At 38.3% G+C, this 18185-nt stretch carries 15 protein-coding genes, 1 tRNA gene and 1 riboswitch; of the genes, 2 read left to right on the forward strand and 14 right to left on the reverse strand.

Annotated elements, in window-relative coordinates:
* Nucleotides 1–2: 2 nt before the first annotated feature.
* From CARFE_RS15525 to CARFE_RS0105710, 7 genes are all read right to left on the reverse strand, one after another.
* Nucleotides 3–1883, reverse strand: a complete 1881-nt coding sequence (locus tag CARFE_RS15525) for an HD domain-containing phosphohydrolase (RefSeq protein WP_051250186.1) — start codon at nucleotides 1881–1883, stop codon at nucleotides 3–5.
* Between the two features lie 263 nt (nucleotides 1884–2146).
* Complete coding sequence (locus CARFE_RS0105680) at nucleotides 2147–2683, reverse strand: hypothetical protein (RefSeq protein WP_028052049.1); 537 nt, start codon at nucleotides 2681–2683, stop codon at nucleotides 2147–2149.
* 20 nt (nucleotides 2684–2703) lie between these two features.
* Nucleotides 2704–3105 carry a PH domain-containing protein gene (locus CARFE_RS0105685; protein WP_028052050.1) on the reverse strand — a complete coding sequence of 134 codons (402 nt, stop codon included), beginning with the start codon at nucleotides 3103–3105 and terminating at the stop codon, nucleotides 2704–2706.
* Nucleotides 3106–3330: 225 nt separating this feature from the next.
* Nucleotides 3331–4194: a bifunctional 5,10-methylenetetrahydrofolate dehydrogenase/5,10-methenyltetrahydrofolate cyclohydrolase gene (locus CARFE_RS0105690; protein WP_028052051.1), complete on the reverse strand. Its 864-nt coding sequence runs from the start codon at nucleotides 4192–4194 to the stop codon at nucleotides 3331–3333.
* A 48-nt stretch (nucleotides 4195–4242) separates the two neighbouring features.
* Nucleotides 4243–4875, reverse strand: a complete 633-nt coding sequence (locus CARFE_RS0105695; protein ID WP_028052052.1) for a cyclodeaminase/cyclohydrolase family protein — start codon at nucleotides 4873–4875, stop codon at nucleotides 4243–4245.
* Nucleotides 4876–5303: 428 nt separating this feature from the next.
* Nucleotides 5304–6419 carry a hypothetical protein gene (locus CARFE_RS0105705; protein WP_028052054.1) on the reverse strand — a complete coding sequence of 372 codons (1116 nt, stop codon included), beginning with the start codon at nucleotides 6417–6419 and terminating at the stop codon, nucleotides 5304–5306.
* A 306-nt stretch (nucleotides 6420–6725) separates the two neighbouring features.
* Nucleotides 6726–7223, reverse strand: a complete 498-nt coding sequence (locus CARFE_RS0105710; RefSeq protein ID WP_028052055.1) for a hypothetical protein — start codon at nucleotides 7221–7223, stop codon at nucleotides 6726–6728.
* Nucleotides 7224–7425: 202 nt separating this feature from the next.
* On the opposite strand from CARFE_RS0105710, the gene mntA reads away from it, so the two are divergent.
* Together mntA and hepT are read left to right on the forward strand one after the other, a co-directional pair.
* Nucleotides 7426–7851, forward strand: coding sequence for a type VII toxin-antitoxin system MntA family adenylyltransferase antitoxin (gene mntA / locus CARFE_RS0105715; RefSeq protein ID WP_028052056.1), 426 nt, complete (start codon nucleotides 7426–7428; stop codon nucleotides 7849–7851).
* Complete coding sequence (hepT, locus tag CARFE_RS0105720) at nucleotides 7844–8266, forward strand: type VII toxin-antitoxin system HepT family RNase toxin (RefSeq protein ID WP_028052057.1); 423 nt, start codon at nucleotides 7844–7846, stop codon at nucleotides 8264–8266. The genes mntA and hepT overlap by 8 nt, the downstream gene beginning before the upstream one ends.
* On the opposite strand, the gene CARFE_RS16690 is transcribed toward hepT, so the two are convergent.
* From CARFE_RS16690 to CARFE_RS0105760, 7 genes are all read right to left on the reverse strand, one after another.
* The gene (locus CARFE_RS16690) at nucleotides 8235–8357 is read right to left on the reverse strand and encodes a hypothetical protein (protein WP_257020548.1); all 123 of its coding nucleotides are present in this window, start codon (nucleotides 8355–8357) and stop codon (nucleotides 8235–8237) included. The genes hepT and CARFE_RS16690 overlap by 32 nt on opposite strands.
* 893 nt (nucleotides 8358–9250) lie before the next feature.
* Nucleotides 9251–9327, reverse strand: a tRNA-Pro gene (locus CARFE_RS0105735).
* Between the two features lie 70 nt (nucleotides 9328–9397).
* The gene (gene bshC, locus CARFE_RS0105740; protein ID WP_028052058.1) at nucleotides 9398–11005 is read right to left on the reverse strand and encodes a bacillithiol biosynthesis cysteine-adding enzyme BshC; all 1608 of its coding nucleotides are present in this window, start codon (nucleotides 11003–11005) and stop codon (nucleotides 9398–9400) included.
* A gap of 42 nt (nucleotides 11006–11047) precedes the next feature.
* Nucleotides 11048–12187, reverse strand: a complete 1140-nt coding sequence (metX, locus tag CARFE_RS0105745; protein ID WP_028052059.1) for a homoserine O-acetyltransferase MetX — start codon at nucleotides 12185–12187, stop codon at nucleotides 11048–11050.
* A gap of 8 nt (nucleotides 12188–12195) precedes the next feature.
* Nucleotides 12196–13461 (reverse strand): O-acetylhomoserine aminocarboxypropyltransferase/cysteine synthase family protein, encoded by a 1266-nt coding sequence (locus CARFE_RS0105750; RefSeq protein WP_028052060.1) that lies wholly within the window; start codon nucleotides 13459–13461, stop codon nucleotides 12196–12198.
* Nucleotides 13462–13598: 137 nt separating this feature from the next.
* A riboswitch (SAM riboswitch) is annotated at nucleotides 13599–13702 on the reverse strand.
* Between the two features lie 133 nt (nucleotides 13703–13835).
* On the reverse strand, nucleotides 13836–15068 hold the full coding sequence (locus CARFE_RS14435) for an HD-GYP domain-containing protein (RefSeq protein ID WP_051250187.1): 1233 nt from the start codon (nucleotides 15066–15068) through the stop codon (nucleotides 13836–13838).
* Nucleotides 15069–15124: 56 nt separating this feature from the next.
* Complete coding sequence (locus tag CARFE_RS0105760; RefSeq protein ID WP_028052061.1) at nucleotides 15125–17434, reverse strand: EAL domain-containing protein; 2310 nt, start codon at nucleotides 17432–17434, stop codon at nucleotides 15125–15127.
* Nucleotides 17435–18185: the final 751 nt, after the last annotated feature.

Consider the following 18185-nt stretch of genomic DNA (forward strand, 5'->3'; position numbering starts at 1 on the left):
GGTTAACCGGTTTGCCGGGCATGATCACCCAAAAGGCGTTCACGTTTCAAGTATTTAATAAATACTTTCGTAAGTTCAGGGTCAAACTGGGTTCCCGCACAACGCTGTAATTCCTCAATTGCTTCATCAAGAGTTTTACCTTTTTTATATGGCCGGTCGGTAGTCATGGCATCAAAAGAATCGGCCAGGGTCAATATTCTGACCCCTAAAGGTATTTCTTCTCCTTTTAAACCATAGGGATAACCTTTGCCATCATAACGCTCATGATGGTATAAAATATACGGCAAATATTTATCATAAATTTTTAAAGGCTGGATCAACTCCACCCCAAAAACCGGATGCTGCTTTAAAAGCTCCCATTCTTCGCCCGTTAAAGGTGTCTTTTTCCTTAACACCTCCCCGGGAATTTCTATTTTACCAACATCATGGAAAAATGCTCCAAGCTTAATCTCCTCGACCTTTTCCGCTGGAAGGCCCAGTTCCAGAGCCAGCGCCTCAGCATACTCGGCCACCCTTTCGGTATGCCCGTAAGTGTACTTATCCCGGGAGTTAATTATGGAAATAATGGTTTTTAAAGACACAATAATTTCCTCGTTAACTACACCACTTTTACGGGAAAGCTCTTCTAAAACGGAAAAATAGCTTCTGGTAATGTTCTTCCCAAACTGCTTGGCCTGATACAGAGCATCTCTGGCTTTATTCATCAACTCTTCTGCTGTCTTACCATTTTCGGGATAAAAGGCAATGCCAAGGGAAGCAGCAACTACTCCTTTAGGAAATACTTCCCTTCCGGGAAAATCTATTTCACTTAAAAACTTCTGCACCTTTTCCGCAAAGGAAAAAGCCTCCTCAATATTATTATAATCGGGAATTAAAAAAGCAAATTCATCGCCCCCCAGCCTTGCCAGGAAAGACCGGTGCGGTTTTATCTCCTTCAACTTTTCAGCAATTACACAAAGTAGCTCATCTCCAGCTTTTATACCGAAAGCATCGTTATACCGGCCAAATTCATCCAAATCGAGAAGGATTAAAGCAATCTTATTCCCATATTTTTCGGCAAATTTCAGGGATACTTCTAACTGCTCCATGAGGTAGCTGTAATTATAAAGTTTGGTAAGGGGATCTTTAACCACCATCCCTTCCAGTTCGGCAATCGTTGCTTTCAGCTTTTCTTCTAATTCAATCATCCTGGTAATATCCCGGGCAATTAAAAACAGTTCGCGCCCTTTCCCTGGAAAGTCATAAAACTGGACATCAACCAAAAAAGAATATTTTTTCCCGTTTAACTTAATATTAATTGTTTCGTTCATAATAGGAGATCCGGTAGCTAAAGCTTTTCTTACCACCTCTAAACGTCTTAAAACCGCATGGGAAAGGTTGTTAAGGTTCTCATTAAGGTACTTTTCCGCTTCCGGGCCAATAACTTCCATAGCTTTTTTGTTCAAGTAAATGATATTGCCCTTTTCATCAAAAATTATCACGACATTTGGCGATTGCGCTACGGTTTTGAAAAAATAGAGGTAATTTTGCCGGTATTTTTCAAGGTAAAGAAGGTAGGTAAAAGCACCGGAAGTTAAGGAAAACATCTCTAAAAAAGTATGGAACTCTACTCCCAAAATCCCGGAAAGATGCGCTGCAACATAAACAACAATAAGGTAACCTACGTATAACCAGAATCCACTCCAGCCAAGGTAGAGCGGTAATAAAAACATGGGAATCAACAAAAAAACCCAAAGGGGTAGCTCATCCCCCAGACGCGTTGGAAACAGAATAAAAGCAGCAATGGTAAAAATAACGTTTATTAAAAAAACAATTTTTGCACTCAGGGGAAAACCCATCTGGTCTTTGGGTTTTGTTATTAATTTCCCACTCCTTTTCTCCATATAATTACCTCTTTTTCTTTTTTTAAGTATTTTACAATTATTTCAAAAAAGTTGCAATATTGCGAAATGTTATTATTATCACATGTTCCTACTGGTATTAGTAATTAAAAATTATCTAATTTTGCTTTACGAAAATTTTTTACCCAAATTTATTAAAAAAACTATCCCAGAGGGGATAGGTTTATACTCAAAACTAATCGGCATAATTTAAGCCACTTAAGTACTCCCGGGCAGATTTACCGGTAAGTTGGACGGTATCTGATTTAGTTTTTAAAATAACGACTAACTGCCGCGCTGAATTCCTCCCAGCTAAATTGGCCCTGGGTTGGGAATTGGGCTTTTATAATTTTTTCCTTAAATTTTTTTATTTCTTCCTTATCCACTGGTAATCCTTTAGAGCGATTATTAATATAATCGGAAAAATCAAACAGCCTTTGACGTAAATCCTCTCTAAACACTTCAAAACGTGTTTTACTAAGGATGTCAACGGTTTCATTTTTTAATAAGGGATTTAGGTTCAAAATGCCCTGGGCCATAAGTTCCGCATCTTTTAAAGCTAAATAAATTCCCCATAAATCATTAACATCAGCAAAATTTTTCTTTTCCGCTCGCTCTAAAAGCTCAACCAAACCAATCATGTCCCCGGACAGCATTTTGGCATAACCTGTTGCTAAATTTTCACTTATAGATTGATACTTATTATTTTGTAAAGCTAAAGTATAAACAAATACTGAAAAGGTTAAAATAATTAGTAAAGTAGTAATTATTAAGAAGGTTTTTAATATTTTAAAATTATCCATTCTACTTAGTATAGAACACCTCACTTTGCAACAATAATTTTAGAATTTATTTTTCTAAGCTCATTAATAAATTTGTCCTCATCCACCGGTGAAATAATTACTTCATCATAATTTTTCCCAAAAACAATAGCCAGACGGTCTAAAGAAAGCGCGGCTGAAGAGACTGGATTGCGCGTTTTATAAATTTTAGTAATTTCTTTAATTGGAATTTTCGCTTTAATAGGACCTGATTTTATTACCAAAAAGTTTTCGTCTATTTTATAGCCAGTACTGAACCAAACCCAACCCCAGAATACTAAACTTATTGAAATTATTACTGTTCCAACCCAATCCATTTCAGAAATTACAGCTATAAGACCAATAGTTAACCCACCCCACATTAATCCCCCAAAAATCACGCTTTTTTTAGATGGAAAATACATAAACACCACCTTTGCCCTCTATTGTAAAAATCATTGCTCCCAAAGCCACCCAATTTTACAAACACCATTAACTTTTTCAAACCGCCCCAAATTCTTACACCTTTACTTATGATAAATTTATTATATTTTTTAAAATTTTACAACATTTAGAAGTGGCTTTGGGTAAAATTTTAAAGCCCCTGGTCTTAAATTTAAACCAGGGACTTAATAAACAACTTTTTAGTTTTAAACCAGGCCATTTAAAATTTCACAAGCCTTAACGGTGTGCTTGCACAGTACCGCCGTCGTTACCGATCCCACGCCACCGGGAACCGGGGTAATCTTGTCAACAATCGGCTCTACTTTGTCAAAATCCACATCGCCGCAGTACTTGCCGGGTTTGTCCGGATCCTCGTTAATTCCTACGTCAATTACCACCATCCCGGGCTTGACATAATCTTCTTTTACCATCTTGGCCCGGCCCACCGCCGCCACCAAAATATCCGCTTCCCGGCACACTTCCGGTAGATTCTTGGTGCGGGAATGGCAGATGGTGACGGTAGCATTTTCCCGCAGAAGAAGAATAGCCGCCGGTTTGCCCACCACCAGAGAACGACCAAGGACAACCGCTCTTTTACCCTCCAAAGGTATGTTGTAATATTTAAGTATTTCCAAGACCGCCGTAGGCGTACAGGGCGGAAAACCGGTAGGGTCATCGGCAAAAACTTTACCGGCACTGCCCAGCGTAAGAGAATCTACATCCTTTTCCACGGGAATCAGGGAGCGAATTTTCCGCTCGTTTAAATGTTTGGGCAGCGGGCTAAACATGAGAATACCGTGGATATCCTTCCTTGCTCCAATCTCGGTAATGGCTTTTTCAAAGGACTCCTGATCGATATCCTGGGGATATTCAAACACCTCGTAATCCATGCCGATAGATTCACAGGTTTTCTTGGCTCCGCCCTCATAGTAGAGGTCATCGGGCCGGGCTCCAACCCGGACAATGCCAAGTTTCGGCACAATCCCCTTAGCCTTTAAATTGGCTACCTTTCCTTTTAACTCTTCTTTAATTGCATCGGCCACCGGTTTACCGGTAAGTCTTTCTGCCATTTTTTTCTCCCCCTTTGCTACTAATTCCCCCAAAAAATTAATAATGATTTATTTTTTAATTTGATTTATCACTAACTCCAGAGTCTCATCGGCAATTTTGCTGCCTTCATTTAATAACTGTTCCATCTCCGCTTTTGTTTTTTCCACAAATTCCTGGTCCTTGATGGTGTTCAGGTTAATTAAAACATTGAGCATACCGCTAATAAGGGCCGATTTAAGGAATACCACCCCGCAGCCTACATCGGAAATGGCCAGTTTGGAGCCAATCTGCCCCATGCGCTGGTGGATTTTAATCCCTTCAAAAGCTTTGCGCATAATTTCCATGGGAACCGAGCAGGCATCTTTGGAACATTTCTCCAGGGTTTCTTCTTTGATTTTTTTCTGCTCTTCCGTTTCCGCCGGAAGACCATAGGCTTTGGATAGAGGCTCAAATACTTCGGCATCTTTGTCAACCAGGCTCTTTAGCTCTTCAATAATTTGGGTTCCCCGTTCGATGAGTTCCTTTACTTCGTCCTCCACATCGGCGTACTTCTTTTTGCCCACTGTTAAGTTCCCCACCATGTTGGAAAGAGCCATACCAATCGCTCCACCGAGAGCAGCCGCTCCACCGCCACCGGGCACAGGAGCTTTAGATGCTAAAGCTTCTAAAAATTCGTTACAGGTTTTGTCTAACATAGACATAAATAAATACCTCCTTAAAACTTTTTATTTCCCTGTTTTTAAGATGCACTTAGCCACCAAAAGAAAAACCTTTTTACTATCTACCGCTTCCTCCCCCCCTTAACCATTGGCTTAATTTTCTTAAAATGTATTTCTTTTGAATATTTGTAATCTTTCCAAAATATAATTTAAACCGTTCCCCTTTTATTTTCCCGGAGTTACATCGGTAACAGTGTTTTATTTCGGCAGGTTTTCTTTTTTTCCTGCCCAATCGGTCATAAAAAACCTTAATGTTTGCCAATAGTTTTATCGTTAAAAAAAACCCCATCCTATTTACCGGATGGGCTTAAATCTCTCCAGGATGCAGTAAACAAAAAAGCTCCCACTTACGGGAGCTTTTACTTTCAATGGTCGGGCTGACGGGATTTGAACCACACTTGTCAGATGGCTTAACCCTTTGATTTAATTTTTTCTAAATCAATAATATATATGGTTGTAGTCAGATCTATCTCATCAAATGTTGCCACAAGCTTGCCATTACATTCAATAATTGAATCAACTCTTATTTCGAGCGGTATTCTTTCCAGTTTATCCATAGAATACAATTCTAAATCACTTTGACTGTTCATTACCAGAATATATTTTTTCCCTAACCTAAACCTGGTTATGTGACCCGTAATAATTGTGTATGTATTATTTTTAATATCATACTCTTCAAATTTATGAGAAGTCCAGTCTCTAATGTTATTAAAATTTAGGGAATAAATTTTATTCCCGGCAAATTCCGCATATCCCGGGTATAAATATTTCGACTCATAGGTTTTTATTTTGTTTGTTTTTAAATCATAAAACTTATAATATCCTTTACCATCGTACGAGTCAGTCCAAAGTATTTTGTTGTCATTAATGTAAATAAAATTGTTATATAATTCAAGTTGTCTAATTGTACCAACAACCTTTGTTTTGTGGTTATTTAAATTATATAACACTACTTTTCCGTTAAAATACTTGCCATCGTAACGGGTGGGTTCAACCCAGGCAATAAAATCCTCATACAAAAATGGTGAAATTGGGGTAAGTCCCTTAAAGGCCAATTTTGCAATTAATTTTATTTTTCCTGTTTTTAAATCCTTTACGTAAATTCGGTGAAGTACCCCGTCTGCAGTTGAGTCGGTCCAGATAAGCCATTTGTCATTTATCATAAGATTTTGTACCGAAGGATCATCAAATTCCGATATAAATATTTTTTCCGTTTGCTTCGTTTGCAAATTGTATTTAATGATATTTTTTGCAAATTCTGTATTATCACTTACACACATATACAAATCATTACCCATTAAAACTACATCTCCGATTCTTCCAAAAGGAGGCTTTAGTGTTATAATCGCACCAGCATAAGGATTTTTGTTTTCTTCTATGGTTTCGTTGTCTTCTATATTAAATTCTCCTGTTGCCTCATTAGATGGAGGATTTTGGTTCACCGCAGCCTTTTGAGAGCATCCGTTCTCTAAAAAGATAAATATAATAAATAGAAAAACTACTATTATTAGAAATCTTTTTTTCAAATTTATACACCCCAAAAATTTATAACATCGCTTGACGTGAAATTGATTGAACAGAACCCAAGCTCTTGAGCTGTTAAAACCACAATAGCTTGTATAATTATGTCAATCACAATACAGTAGGTTAGTGCATAAGTTGATTGTGCAATATCAAAATTTGTTACCTGATACCAAGACCATACGAGAACATTAGCTACCATTATGTTCGATTTTTCTTAGTGGTATCATTTACCACTTACAAAAACTTAAACATTTTCAAACTAGAATATCAGGGAAGGTGTCCAATTGTGGGTTAACACATCTCTTCTTTCATGCATCCCTTAGAACTTTTGTTATAAACCATTTATCACCTATTTTTTTGAAACAAATACGCTCATAATATATTGTTGAAGTTGGAGCACCAGGTGCAATAGAAGACACGGCTACTATAATCTCTTTCTCTTCTTTTATATTGCTTTTTTGGAATTTAAAAGAAACTATTTTTTCAAATTTATGTTCCTTAAAAAGCTTCAGTTCTCCACTTATAACTTCTTTATAAGCATTTTCTTTAGTAATTTTAAGTAAGGTATTTTCATCACCTTTATACTTAGCCAATATATATCTTGTCGCCAACTCTTTTAAGTTTTTTTCTAAGTCACTTAATTCTGGACTTTCCGATTTATCATCTTTATATACTTTGTTTTTAACCGTTCTATTATCGGTAACCGGTTTTTTTGTGGTATTTTCGGTTTCAGTACAACCGGTAATAAGGCTTAGTAAAATTAATACTACAAAGAAATAATATGCTCTTTTTTCAATAACCCACATTTTTATTCCACTCCCCCAACAAACTTACCCTTCGTTCTGCCTGCTCTGGAAATGAAATGTAAGAAATGTTCACTTTAATGGACTCAAACCCGAAATTATTTGGAATATTTTTGAAAATTTTTGTTTAATACCACTAAAATTCTGGTATAATAAAAAGGAAATCCGGTGGTTTACTCTTTCACTTTAACTACAGGTGATTTAGATGAAAAGGAATTTGAATGATATTAAAGGGCAAATTGAAGAATTAAAAAAATACTGTGAACAAAATAAAAACATTTTAGCACTATATATATTTGGATCTTATGGCACCGAGCTTGAACGTATTACCAGCGATATTGATTTAGCAATGTTATTCAGAAATAGCCCTTCACTTTTTGAAGAACTTGAGATTGAATCTGACATCAGCCAGATTTTCGGACGGGATAACATTGATCTTGTCAACTTAAACAAATCCCCATTAGATATTTGTCATCAAGTATTATATACAGGAGACCTTTTATATTGTACTGATGAAATAGCCCTTGCAGATTTTAAGGAGAAAGTTTTTAATGCCTACGGAGATTATGGAATTACATTAAAAAAATTTTATGAAGATTATTTGAAAGGACTGAGAGATAAATATGCTTGAAATTGATAAAAAAAGGGTTCTTGATAAAATCAGAGTAATTGAAAACAGCTTATCAAAATTAAAAACCCTTGCTCAGCTCCCGGTAAATGAATTTATATCTGATTTCAAATACTTTGATTCCGCAAAATACAATCTTCAAACTGCTATTGAGGCTATGATCGATATAGGTAACCATATTATATCTCGAAGGGGACTTGAAGTTCCAAGAACTTACAGCGATACTTTTGAAATTTTATATAAAGGTGGAATATTAACAAAAAAAGACGCTGACATATATAAGTTAATGGCTAAATTTCGAAATCGCATAGTTCATTTCTATGATGAAGTTGATGACATCGAAGTTTACAGAATCTTACAAAACAATCTTGGAGATTTTGATTCATTTATCCAGCAGATAAACAAATTGTTAAATTAATTTTCATCCCCGGAAGGCCGCGGTTTATGTCCACTTCCACTATTTCACCGTTAATGCCGTTTAAGGCAATCGTATGTACTTTGGAAAGCATTCAAATTCTCCATTGGCCATTTTTTGTTTCTTATTCGGCATATTTCAAAAAATTTTTAAAAAGCAGGATAAAACATTCCAATAATTAGAATTAATTATCGGTAGCTAAAATCGTTACCAGAGAATGTAAGCTAAATGCGGTCAATTCTATGTATTGTTACGTTTAAATTCCATAGGCTTTATTTCTTCTGATTAAAATGCTCCAGATAATTTAAGTTTTTCCTTATGGACCTTCTCCAGGAAGAAAATTAAATTGTTCATCCACTATTTTCCAACATGAACCATTATCCCATCATTATTCCAATCATAAAAAACAACATTGCCTGCTCTTAAACTGCTATTTGTATTAGACTGCTTGGCTAGGTGACCAAACACCCACCTTATTCCCTGCAGGATTATTCATTAAATAGCGATAAAAATTATCTGCCACTGACCAACTCTTTGTCCAAACCCAGTAAATAATATCAGTAAAGTATTGTTTGCAATACCACATATAATCCTGTGATATTCCAGCTTCGTCAAATGGTTTATTACCACCCTTGGGGTCGTGATTATAACCCCAAATTTAAATTTTAATGAAATTTATTTCAAAAACTTTGCAGTATCACCGCCCTCAATTACATTTTCAGGAATGTATTCCCTTTTCTTACTATACTCATACATTTTTTTATTTTTTGTCAATATAATTTTTAAATTTTTTTGTCAATTAAGAAAAATCACTTTCCTCTGCACTAACGGCTACTACTACCTCCGCCGTTCGGGACTTTCACCAGTGAGTCTGCACCCGTGCCGGGAACACGACAAAAAACCCACCCGGTTTACCGGATGGGCTTAATTCTCTACCAGGATGCAGTAAACAAAAAAGCTCCCCATTACGGGAGCCTTTACTTTCAATGGTCGGGCTGGCGGGATTTGAACCCACGGCCCCTACCACCCCAAGGTAGTGCGCTACCAAGCTGCGCCACAGCCCGACATTCATTGGAGACATCTTATATTTTAAAGAGAAAACAGCTTCATGTCAAGTGCACAAAACCTCTTATCTTATTCCAGGTATAGCAAATAATGCTTCCCGGGATTAAAGGAAATTTCCAGAAGTTTTTCTAATAAAGCAAATCCGTATTTGGCAAGGTAGTAAAAAATATTATACACCCGCTCCTGCCATTCGTTTTCTGGTATTAAGTTAGTTTTTAAATACCGCAATTTTTCAATGTGTTTACTGTTCTTTTCCCGGTGGTACTTTTGGGCCCGCTCCTCCAGGTATTTCACCTGGGCCATAACCCTTCCTAAGTTTTCTCCGGTAAGTTTTTGAAAATCCGCCCCCAGTGGGGCAAGTTTTTCCTGCATGGTCTGGTAAGCCGAATTGATACTTTCTTTTAAGGCTTTAAAGGTATCATCAATTCCAAGGTTGTCCAATCGCTCCAATACCCGGTAAAATACCCCGTCGTAATCTTGATAAATTTCCTGCGGTAAAAGGGCAAATTCTTTTAAAGCTTTCTCCACCCGCGGCTCAATTAAAGTTGCCGTAAATCGGGGTAGGATTACCGGCATCTGGGTACCCATTATTTCATACACTTCTTTTAACATGCCGTAGTAACCGATTTCTCCAGGGCCAGCCACATAAGCCAGTACCGGAAAAACCAGCGACTGGATGGAAGTCCTGACCACCAGGTTCGGACTTAACTTTTCCGGGTATCTTTCCATAAACTCCAAAAACTCTTCCCGGGTAAAGCTTACTTCCCCATCCCGGCTTACCACCTTTTCCCCGGCCACTTCCAAAGCAATTCTTTCATCGTTTTTAAAGATAAACATGTTGCAGTGGTTAGGACAGGGGTCAAGCTGGGGCTCAATTCCAAGACTTTGCTGCTCGGTATATACTTTAAATAAAGCCTTTTCAATAGCGTCCCTCTTTAAAAAAGCATTTTTAAGATAGTCTTTGGTAACCCTTTTAAATTCCGGATTTAGGCCATCATAAACTAAAAGGCCGTATTTACCAAAAAGCTTTAACATTAAGCGGGCAAAGGCCTGGCCTAAATTGGCCGAATGATAAGCTTTTTTAATTTCCGTAAAAACTTCTTCTTTGTAATCAAAATTGGGTAATAGGCTCTCGAACTTTTCAATGGCTTCAACAGTCTCTGGTTCGGTTGGCCTCAGTCCAGCCGGGATTTTTCGCAGGTCAGTAAATTCAATTTTTATTTCCTGCGGCCCCTCTTTTCCAGGGAAGTAGAGAAAATTTACTTCCTCCACATCGTGGTCTTCACTGCCAATCCAAAAGAGGGGCACAACTTCGTGATTTAGCAATTCGCTTAGTCGTTTTGCTTCAATAATTGCATGAACTGCTTTATATATGGAATACAAGGGTCCCGTTAAAAAGCCCGGCTGCTGCCCGGTTAAGACGATAAATGCTCCCTTTTTGATTTTGTCGAGATTTTCCACAACCTTTTGGTCAAGTGCAAAATCTTTCAGGTAAGAGCTTAATAAATTATAGAGAGCTTCCGGATTACTCTTATCTTTTAAATAATCTGCCCTATCATAAAAGCTTCGGGTATTCCAGGGGTTGTAATGGTAAAACCTGGCTACTCTGTCGTACCCGGTTAAATAATACCTGACCAGATTTTTTTCGTAACCTAAATTTATTTCCTCGTACCGCATTGCCTGCTCCTCTGTTTTTCTTTTATCTTACCATAGTTTTCTTTAAAAGTTAATTGTCGCCCTCCGGCCAGCCACATACTCCAAAAAGTTACTTAAGATTGGCGACATTTTGGAAAACTCAATTAAAAAAGCATCGTGGCCGTGAGGAGAGGAAAGTTCCCAGTAATAAGCCTCTTTTTTGGCTTCCTTCAATGCTTCTACAATTTCCTTTTGCTGATAGGTTGGGTAAAGAAAATCGGTGTCAATGCCAATAGCTAACAGGGGCGTTTTCAGTTCCTTTAAAATTTCCCGGTAGCGACCCCTTCCGCGGCTTATGTCATGCAAATCCATCGCCTTTAAGAGATACAAATAAGTATTGGCATCAAACCGCTTTACTAATTTATCCCCTTGATAGTAAAGGTAATTTTCAATTTCAAAGCGGGAAGTATGACTGAAAAGCTCCTGGTCCGTTTCATAAGTATGGGTTCGCCCAAAACGGTACTGCCAGGAAATATCGCTTTTGTAGGTAATGATGCCAATCATCCTGGCCAAAGCCAATCCTCTTTTTGGGCCCTCAAACCCGTAATAATTTCCACCACGCCATTCGGGGTCGGTCATGATGGCTTCCCGGCCAACCGCATTAAAAGCTATACCAAAGGGGGAAAGGCGGGCACTGGTAGCAATGGCCACCACGCTTTTTAACATCTCGGGATACATGTAAGCCCACTCTAAAGCCTGCATACCCCCCATGGAGCCGCCCACCGCCGCCAGGATTTTCGTAATCCCCAGGTGGCGCACCAGCATGTACTGAAGATTAACCATGTCTCTAATGGTGATAATGGGAAAACTCATGCCCCAGGGCTTCCCGGTAGCGGGGTTAATTGAAGAAGGCCCGGTAGTCCCGTAGCATCCCCCTAAAACGTTGGAGCAAACAATAAAGTATTTATTGGTGTCAAAAGGCCTTCCCGGTCCCACCATGGGGTCCCACCAGCCGGCCACTTTGTCTTCCGGCCGGTGTTTTCCCGCTACATGGGCATCTCCTGTTAGGGCATGTAAAATCAAAATCGCGTTATCTCCCCGCTCGTTCAGTTCGCCGTAAGTCTCATAGGCTACCGTTACCGGAGCAATTTTTTCGCCGCATTCTAAAGTTATTTCCGGAAAAGTAACCTTCTTGGTTTCCACAATACCAACCGAACCGTTCATTTTTCCTCCTACACCTGTGCTAAAGCATTATCTAAATCCTGGATTAAATCATCCACGTCTTCAATGCCAATGGACAAACGAATTAAATCTTCTGTTACTCCGGCCTTTAAAAGTTCTTCACTGTTTAACTGGCTGTGGGTGGTAGAAGCTGGATGGATGATTAATGATTTAGCATCCCCCACATTGGCGAGATGGGAGAAAATTTTTACCCCTTCTATTACTTTTTTCCCGGCTTCGCGTCCACCTTTTACTCCAAAAGTAAGCATGGCCCCAAATCCGTTTTTAAAGTATTTCTGAGCCCGGTTATAGTGAGGGTGGTCGCTAAGGCCCGGATAATTGACAAAGGTAACTTTCGGGTGCCCTTTTAAGTACTCAGCAATTTTAAGGGCATTTTCCGAATGTTTCTTCATTCTGAGCTCCAAAGTTTCTACTCCAAGTAGTATCAAAAACGCATTAAAAGGAGAAAGGGATGCGCCAATATCCCGCAAAAACTGGGTGCGGGCCCTGGCAATGTACGCCGCGGCCCCAAACTTTTCGGTATAAATCATGCCGTGATAGGCGGGATCAGGAGTGGTAAACTGGGTAAAACCCCCTGCTTTCCAGTCAAAATTTCCGCCATCGACAATGATTCCGCCTATCGCCACCCCGTGACCGCCAATAAATTTGGTAAGGGAGTGAATAACTATGTTAGCCCCATGTTCAAGAGGCCGAAAGAGGTAAGGGGTAGCAAAGGTATTGTCCACCACCAGCGGTATTTTATAGCTCTGGGCAAGTTTGGATAGAGCTTCAAAGTCAGGAATGGTAAGTCCGGGATTGCCGATGGTTTCCACATAAAGGGCCCGGGTTTTAGGGGTGATTAATTTTTCAAAGGATTCCACTTCAACATTTTCGGTAAACCTGACATTTATGCCAAAGGATTTAAAAGTATTGGCCAACAGGGTATAAGTTCCGCCATAAAGATTGGAAGAAGCAACAATTTCATCCCCGGCAGAAGCAAGATTCAAAAGGGCAAAGGTGATTGCCGCCTGACCGGAAGCAACCGCTAAAGCTCCAATACCTCCTTCCAAAGCAGCAATGCGGTTTTCCAAAACTTCGGTGGTCGGGTTGTCAATGCGGGTATAAATGTAACCGCCACCTTCCAAATTAAATAATGCTGCAGCATGCTCGGTGCTTTCAAATACGTAAGAGGTAGTTTGATAGATGGGAACCGCCCGAGCTCTGGTTTCCCTGTCCGGTTTTTGTCCGGCGTGAAGCGCTTTTGTCGCAAATTTCACTACAATCTCTCCTTTCTTTCCGCCTACTTTAGGGACGGCTCTGATTTTTGCGTCTAAACGCCTAAAAAAAGAACCCCCCTGATTTTGGTGTTTAAATAAAAAAACCTCTTCCGACAAGAAGAGGCTTTGGTTTCCTCCTCTTATCTCTCAGGATTATCCTCCTGCAGGATTTGGCACCTTTGCCAAAAAGGCCGGTTGCCGGGCTTCATAGGGCCAGTCCCTCCGCCGCTCTCGATAAGAGTGTTTCGTTATTCGCTATTTACTTGAAATTAATTCTATAAAGGATAAAACTATTTGTCAATTACTTAGCTCAAATTTTTTGTATATAGGCCAGAGAATAGCTCTCGATATTGTGACCTTTTTGTAAAGGTCAGTTATCCTGCCTCAGTTTCCAGAACCCTTTGCATTCGAGTAATAATCTCCGGATAACTATCCAAAAGTATTTTAACACACTCTCGGTCAATTCTGTTGGCCCGAACTTCGTTAAATAAAATCTCTTTAACCTCCCGGTATTTTAACCCCTTCCGGTAGGGGCGGTCTTCAGTTAGAGCTACAAACATGTCAACTACACCTAAAAGCCGTTCTTGTAGAGAAATTTCTTCGCCTTTTTTCTTAAAAGGATAACCACTACCATCAAGCTTCTCGTGATGAAAAGCAGCGGTGCGGACAATCTCCTCAGGAAAAACGTCTATCAACCAATAGTAGGTATAAAAAGTATGCTGTTTTATTACGCTAAACTCTTCCCGACTAAGGGCCGCAGGTTTTTCCAGTATTTCTTCGGGCACCGTAAGTTTTCCCAAATCATGTAAAAGTCCAGCTACTTCTAAAGCTTTTCGTACTTCAAGGTCAAAGCCAAAAATCTCTCCGGCAAACTTTGCCACTTCAGCTATAAGCTGTGAATGGTAAAATGTGAAGTGAGATTTATGGTCAATGATTTTAGCAAAAAGTTGCGCAATACTTATCACTTCATCAAGCTCCAGCCACCTGTGCTGGCCTGGATGTATATTTAAGCATTGATTTAAAATATCCCCATCCCCTAAAGTAAGCCAGAAATCCTCAGTTTCTGCAACCACTAAAAACACATCTACTATCTCTGGATCAAAAAGAATATTCTTACCAGAAACTATTTTTTCCACTACCTTCTCTTTCACCAGTAAGGGATGCATATTATCCTGAAAGAAAAACGCTACCCGGTCAGCAAGATAAATTATCCGGCTAAACAGCGGAATTTCCTTACCAGCAAGCCCGGTTTTATTTTTCCCTTGAAAATGATCGTGATGGCTTAAAATAACGGGAGCATATTGATCAAAATACGTGTTTTTAAGAAAGTTATAACCCCGCAGGCAATGTTCAAACTCCTCTTCCTCAAAAAAGTTAATAAGCTGCTCGTCCTTGCCCCAAGGCAAAACTCCAATATCATGAATCATTCCTAAATATATAAGGTCGTTTTTTTCAAACTCTGTAAGTCCCAATTTATCACCAACTAAGTAGGAAACATAGGCAACTTTCCAATGATGTTTGTTAAGGCCTAATTCGTTAGCATCAAAAGCTGAAAACATATTTTTTATTAAGTTAAAAAAGTTAAAAAAGTTAACCTTAATGGTCAAAACTAATACTCCTTTCAATAAAATTAAGTAGTTTTACCTCGGACCTCATCCTGGCACTACTTTTGTGCGTTATGAGAAATCAAGAAATATTGGTCCCCTTTTTGAACCAGATGAATAACCTCGTCTGGAGGCAATGGTTTGCTAAAATAAAAACCTTGAACTTTATCGCACCCGCTCTCTATTAGACACTCAAGCTGCTCTCTGGTTTCTACCCCTTCAGCAGTTACAGGTAGTTTCAGCCTGTGTCCCAATAAAATAATCGCATCTATTATAGCCTTATTTACATCTATCTTAATACCATTCACAAACGACCTGTCAATTTTTAAACCATCAACCGTAAATTTTTGCATATATCTAAAAGAACTGTTTTCAGTGCCAAAATCATCTATTATTATTTTAACCCCAGCTTTTTTCAAGTGATAAAGGTTTTCAACCACCGTTTCCACTGCTTCTATAAGGACGGTTTCAGTAATCTCCAGTTCCAGGTATCTCGGTTCAAGTTCAATTTCTTTTAGGATATCACACACAACCTTCGCGAAATTAGGCTGCTCCAACTGATGCACAGAAACATTTACCGAAACGCTGAAACCCGAATACCCCATACCGAGCCATTCTTTCATTTGTCTACAAGCTGTCCTTAACACCCACTCACCTATAGATATTATCTGTCGGGTCTCTTCAGCAATAGGAATAAAGTGAAAAGGGCTAATCATTCCTTTTTTAGGATGTTGCCACCTCAAAAGTGCCTCCATACTCGCTATTTTACCTGTCTTTAGGTCAATAAGGGGCTGATAATATAAAATGAACTGATTTTTTTCCAAAGCCAACCTTAAATCTCTTTTAACTGTATTAGCAAATTCTACCTCGCTCTTCATTGCTATGTCAAAATATTGGAAACCATTTTTTCCTTTTCTTTTAGCCGTGTACATAGCTATATCCGCATTCTTCAGTATAGCTCTTTCACTTTTTCCATGATCGGGATAGATGGCAATACCAATACTAATAGTAACAGGCAATTCATAATTATTGAGTTTTATTGGTTGGTCAAATAATTCCAATATTCTTTTTGCAACCTTATCCGTATCCTCAATACTATTTACATCAGGCAGTAAAATGATAAATTCATCACCGCCAACCCTGGATATTGTATCTGTTTCTCGCACACACTTTGTTAATTCCTTGGCAATCTTCTTCAATAGCCTGTCTCCCGTATGATGACCCAAAGAGTCGTTGATAATTTTGAAATTATCAAGATCAACAAAAAACACTGCAAGTTTCTTCCCATTCCTTCTGGCATCTGCCATGGCAACTTTGAGCCTCTCCAGAAAAACATCCCGACGCGGTAGGTTAGTCAGAGGGTCATGGAATGCCATGTATTCTAATTTGCTTTCCATTTGTTTTCTTTGAGTAATATCCGTGTGCGATCCTGCCATTCTTATGGCTTTGCCCTCTTCATTCCATAAAGCCTTTCCTCTGCTTAAAATCCATATATATTTTCCGTCCTTTGTTTTGATTCTATATTCGCATAAGTAAAATGGCGTCTTTTTCTCTAAATGATTACGTAAATTATTAATTACTGCTTTCACATCTCTGGGATGGATAAATTTAATCCATGTTTCACAGTAGTTATTTATTACTTCTTTATCAAAACCAATAAGATCTCTCCACCTTTCGGAGATGTAGGCAGTATCCGTTTCCAAATCCCAGTCCCATAGCCCGTCGCTTGCTCCTTCAACTACCAATCTGTAACGTTCTTCACTTTTTTTCAATTCATCCTGCTGCCTTTGTATTTCAATTAAGTTCTGTCTCACTTCTTCTTCTCGAGCCATAAGTTCTTCATTCATTGCCGACAGCTCTTCCTGCTGAGCCAATAATTCCTCGTTTAAAGCAAGAAGGTTTCTATTTGCTTCTTCAAATCTCTTTTCGGTTTTCTTTAATTCTGTAACGTCTATCCCGGTAGAAACAATGTACTTATGCCCTTCCTCATCGCTGAAAATACTATTATGCCACATAATATAAATTTCTCTACCGTTCTTTAAAACCATCGGTTTTTCGTCTATGTAACGAAAACTTCTCTCTCCAGTATCATCCAATTGTTCTTTTATGTAACTAATTAAATTTTCCGGAATGATTAAACTTACATCTATCTTCTCTAATTGTTCCTCTATCGCTATATCAAATAAATTCTGAGTATATCTATTGAACCAAACTACTCCACTTTCCAGCGTCCAAACAACTATTAACAACTGCTCGTTTTCCAGAATTTTACTTAGAAATTCTTCTTTTTGCTTAAGATAGGTAATTGATTTCTGGGATTCTTCCATAAAATTTCCCTTTTTTCTGGGATGAAATTCCCTGTCATTCATTGTTAGATTTCCTTCCTCCTCTGTGTCTTAACTAATATTGTAAGTATCCAAAATCTTGTACAGTCCTTTTTGGGCTTAAACAGATTTTTATAGTTTCGGATATTCTACACAAACTTTCTACCGGTTTTGTCCTGTCTGGCCGCTTTAATTGAGACTTTTCAGACCAACCAGTAACTCCTGGCTTTCTTTCCTGAAATCAAAAAATGGCCATCAACCCTCGAACTTGAGATAATATTTTACACGTATAAAAAGAATGACTTCATTGTAATGATTATTTCTTACAAAATTCTTACTCTCTAAAACCTTCCCTGAATGGGAGCATCAGGTACCAAAAAATAACTGTAGACGAAAATTGTTTATTTTAATTGTACTCACTGTCCAACATTTTTCAACCACTTTACTATGTTTTTTTTGGTTGCAATTTTTTAGTCCTTAAAGCTTTTAGATAAATTAGTGTTTTTTTATTTTCTTTTTTACTTTTAAAAGAATATAAAAATAAATTGGACATCCCGAGTTTGTCAGTTAATTGCGAAAAACGGCCTAAAAAAGCCCGCAAACCCTTGAAAATACTGCATCGATTTTTTAAACCTTTCAAAAATGTAGGGACAAATTATTTTTAGATATAGCCTTGAAAATATAGATTTATGCTTATAACTTATGGTACAATATGCATAGATAACCTTTTTGGAGGGGTTTCTATGCATCTTAAAGTAGTTAAAGCAGGGAATTACGAATATGTGCGTTTGGTTGA

The sequence above is a fragment of the Carboxydothermus ferrireducens DSM 11255 genome (assembly GCF_000427565.1).
GTDB classification, from domain to species: domain Bacteria; phylum Bacillota; class Z-2901; order Carboxydothermales; family Carboxydothermaceae; genus Carboxydothermus; species Carboxydothermus hydrogenoformans.

Bases quoted from the DNA above. Each gene is read 5' to 3' on its own strand.
- hepT (WP_028052057.1), top strand. From the start codon at position 7,844: ATGCTTGAAATTGATAAAAAAAGGGTTCTTGATAAAATCAGAGTAATT.
- bshC (WP_028052058.1), bottom strand. From the start codon at position 11,005: ATGCGGTACGAGGAAATAAATTTAGGTTACGAAAAAAATCTGGTCAGG.
- mntA (WP_028052056.1), top strand. From the start codon at position 7,426: ATGAAAAGGAATTTGAATGATATTAAAGGGCAAATTGAAGAATTAAAA.
- CARFE_RS15525 (WP_051250186.1), bottom strand. From the start codon at position 1,883: ATGGAGAAAAGGAGTGGGAAATTAATAACAAAACCCAAAGACCAGATG.
- CARFE_RS0105710 (WP_028052055.1), bottom strand. From the start codon at position 7,223: ATGTGGGTTATTGAAAAAAGAGCATATTATTTCTTTGTAGTATTAATT.
- CARFE_RS0105690 (WP_028052051.1), bottom strand. From the start codon at position 4,194: ATGGCAGAAAGACTTACCGGTAAACCGGTGGCCGATGCAATTAAAGAA.
- CARFE_RS0105695 (WP_028052052.1), bottom strand. From the start codon at position 4,875: ATGTCTATGTTAGACAAAACCTGTAACGAATTTTTAGAAGCTTTAGCA.
- CARFE_RS16690 (WP_257020548.1), bottom strand. From the start codon at position 8,357: ATGCTTTCCAAAGTACATACGATTGCCTTAAACGGCATTAACGGTGAA.
- CARFE_RS0105680 (WP_028052049.1), bottom strand. From the start codon at position 2,683: ATGGATAATTTTAAAATATTAAAAACCTTCTTAATAATTACTACTTTA.
- metX (WP_028052059.1), bottom strand. From the start codon at position 12,187: ATGAACGGTTCGGTTGGTATTGTGGAAACCAAGAAGGTTACTTTTCCG.
- CARFE_RS0105685 (WP_028052050.1), bottom strand. From the start codon at position 3,105: ATGTATTTTCCATCTAAAAAAAGCGTGATTTTTGGGGGATTAATGTGG.
- CARFE_RS0105760 (WP_028052061.1), bottom strand. From the start codon at position 17,434: ATGAATGACAGGGAATTTCATCCCAGAAAAAAGGGAAATTTTATGGAA.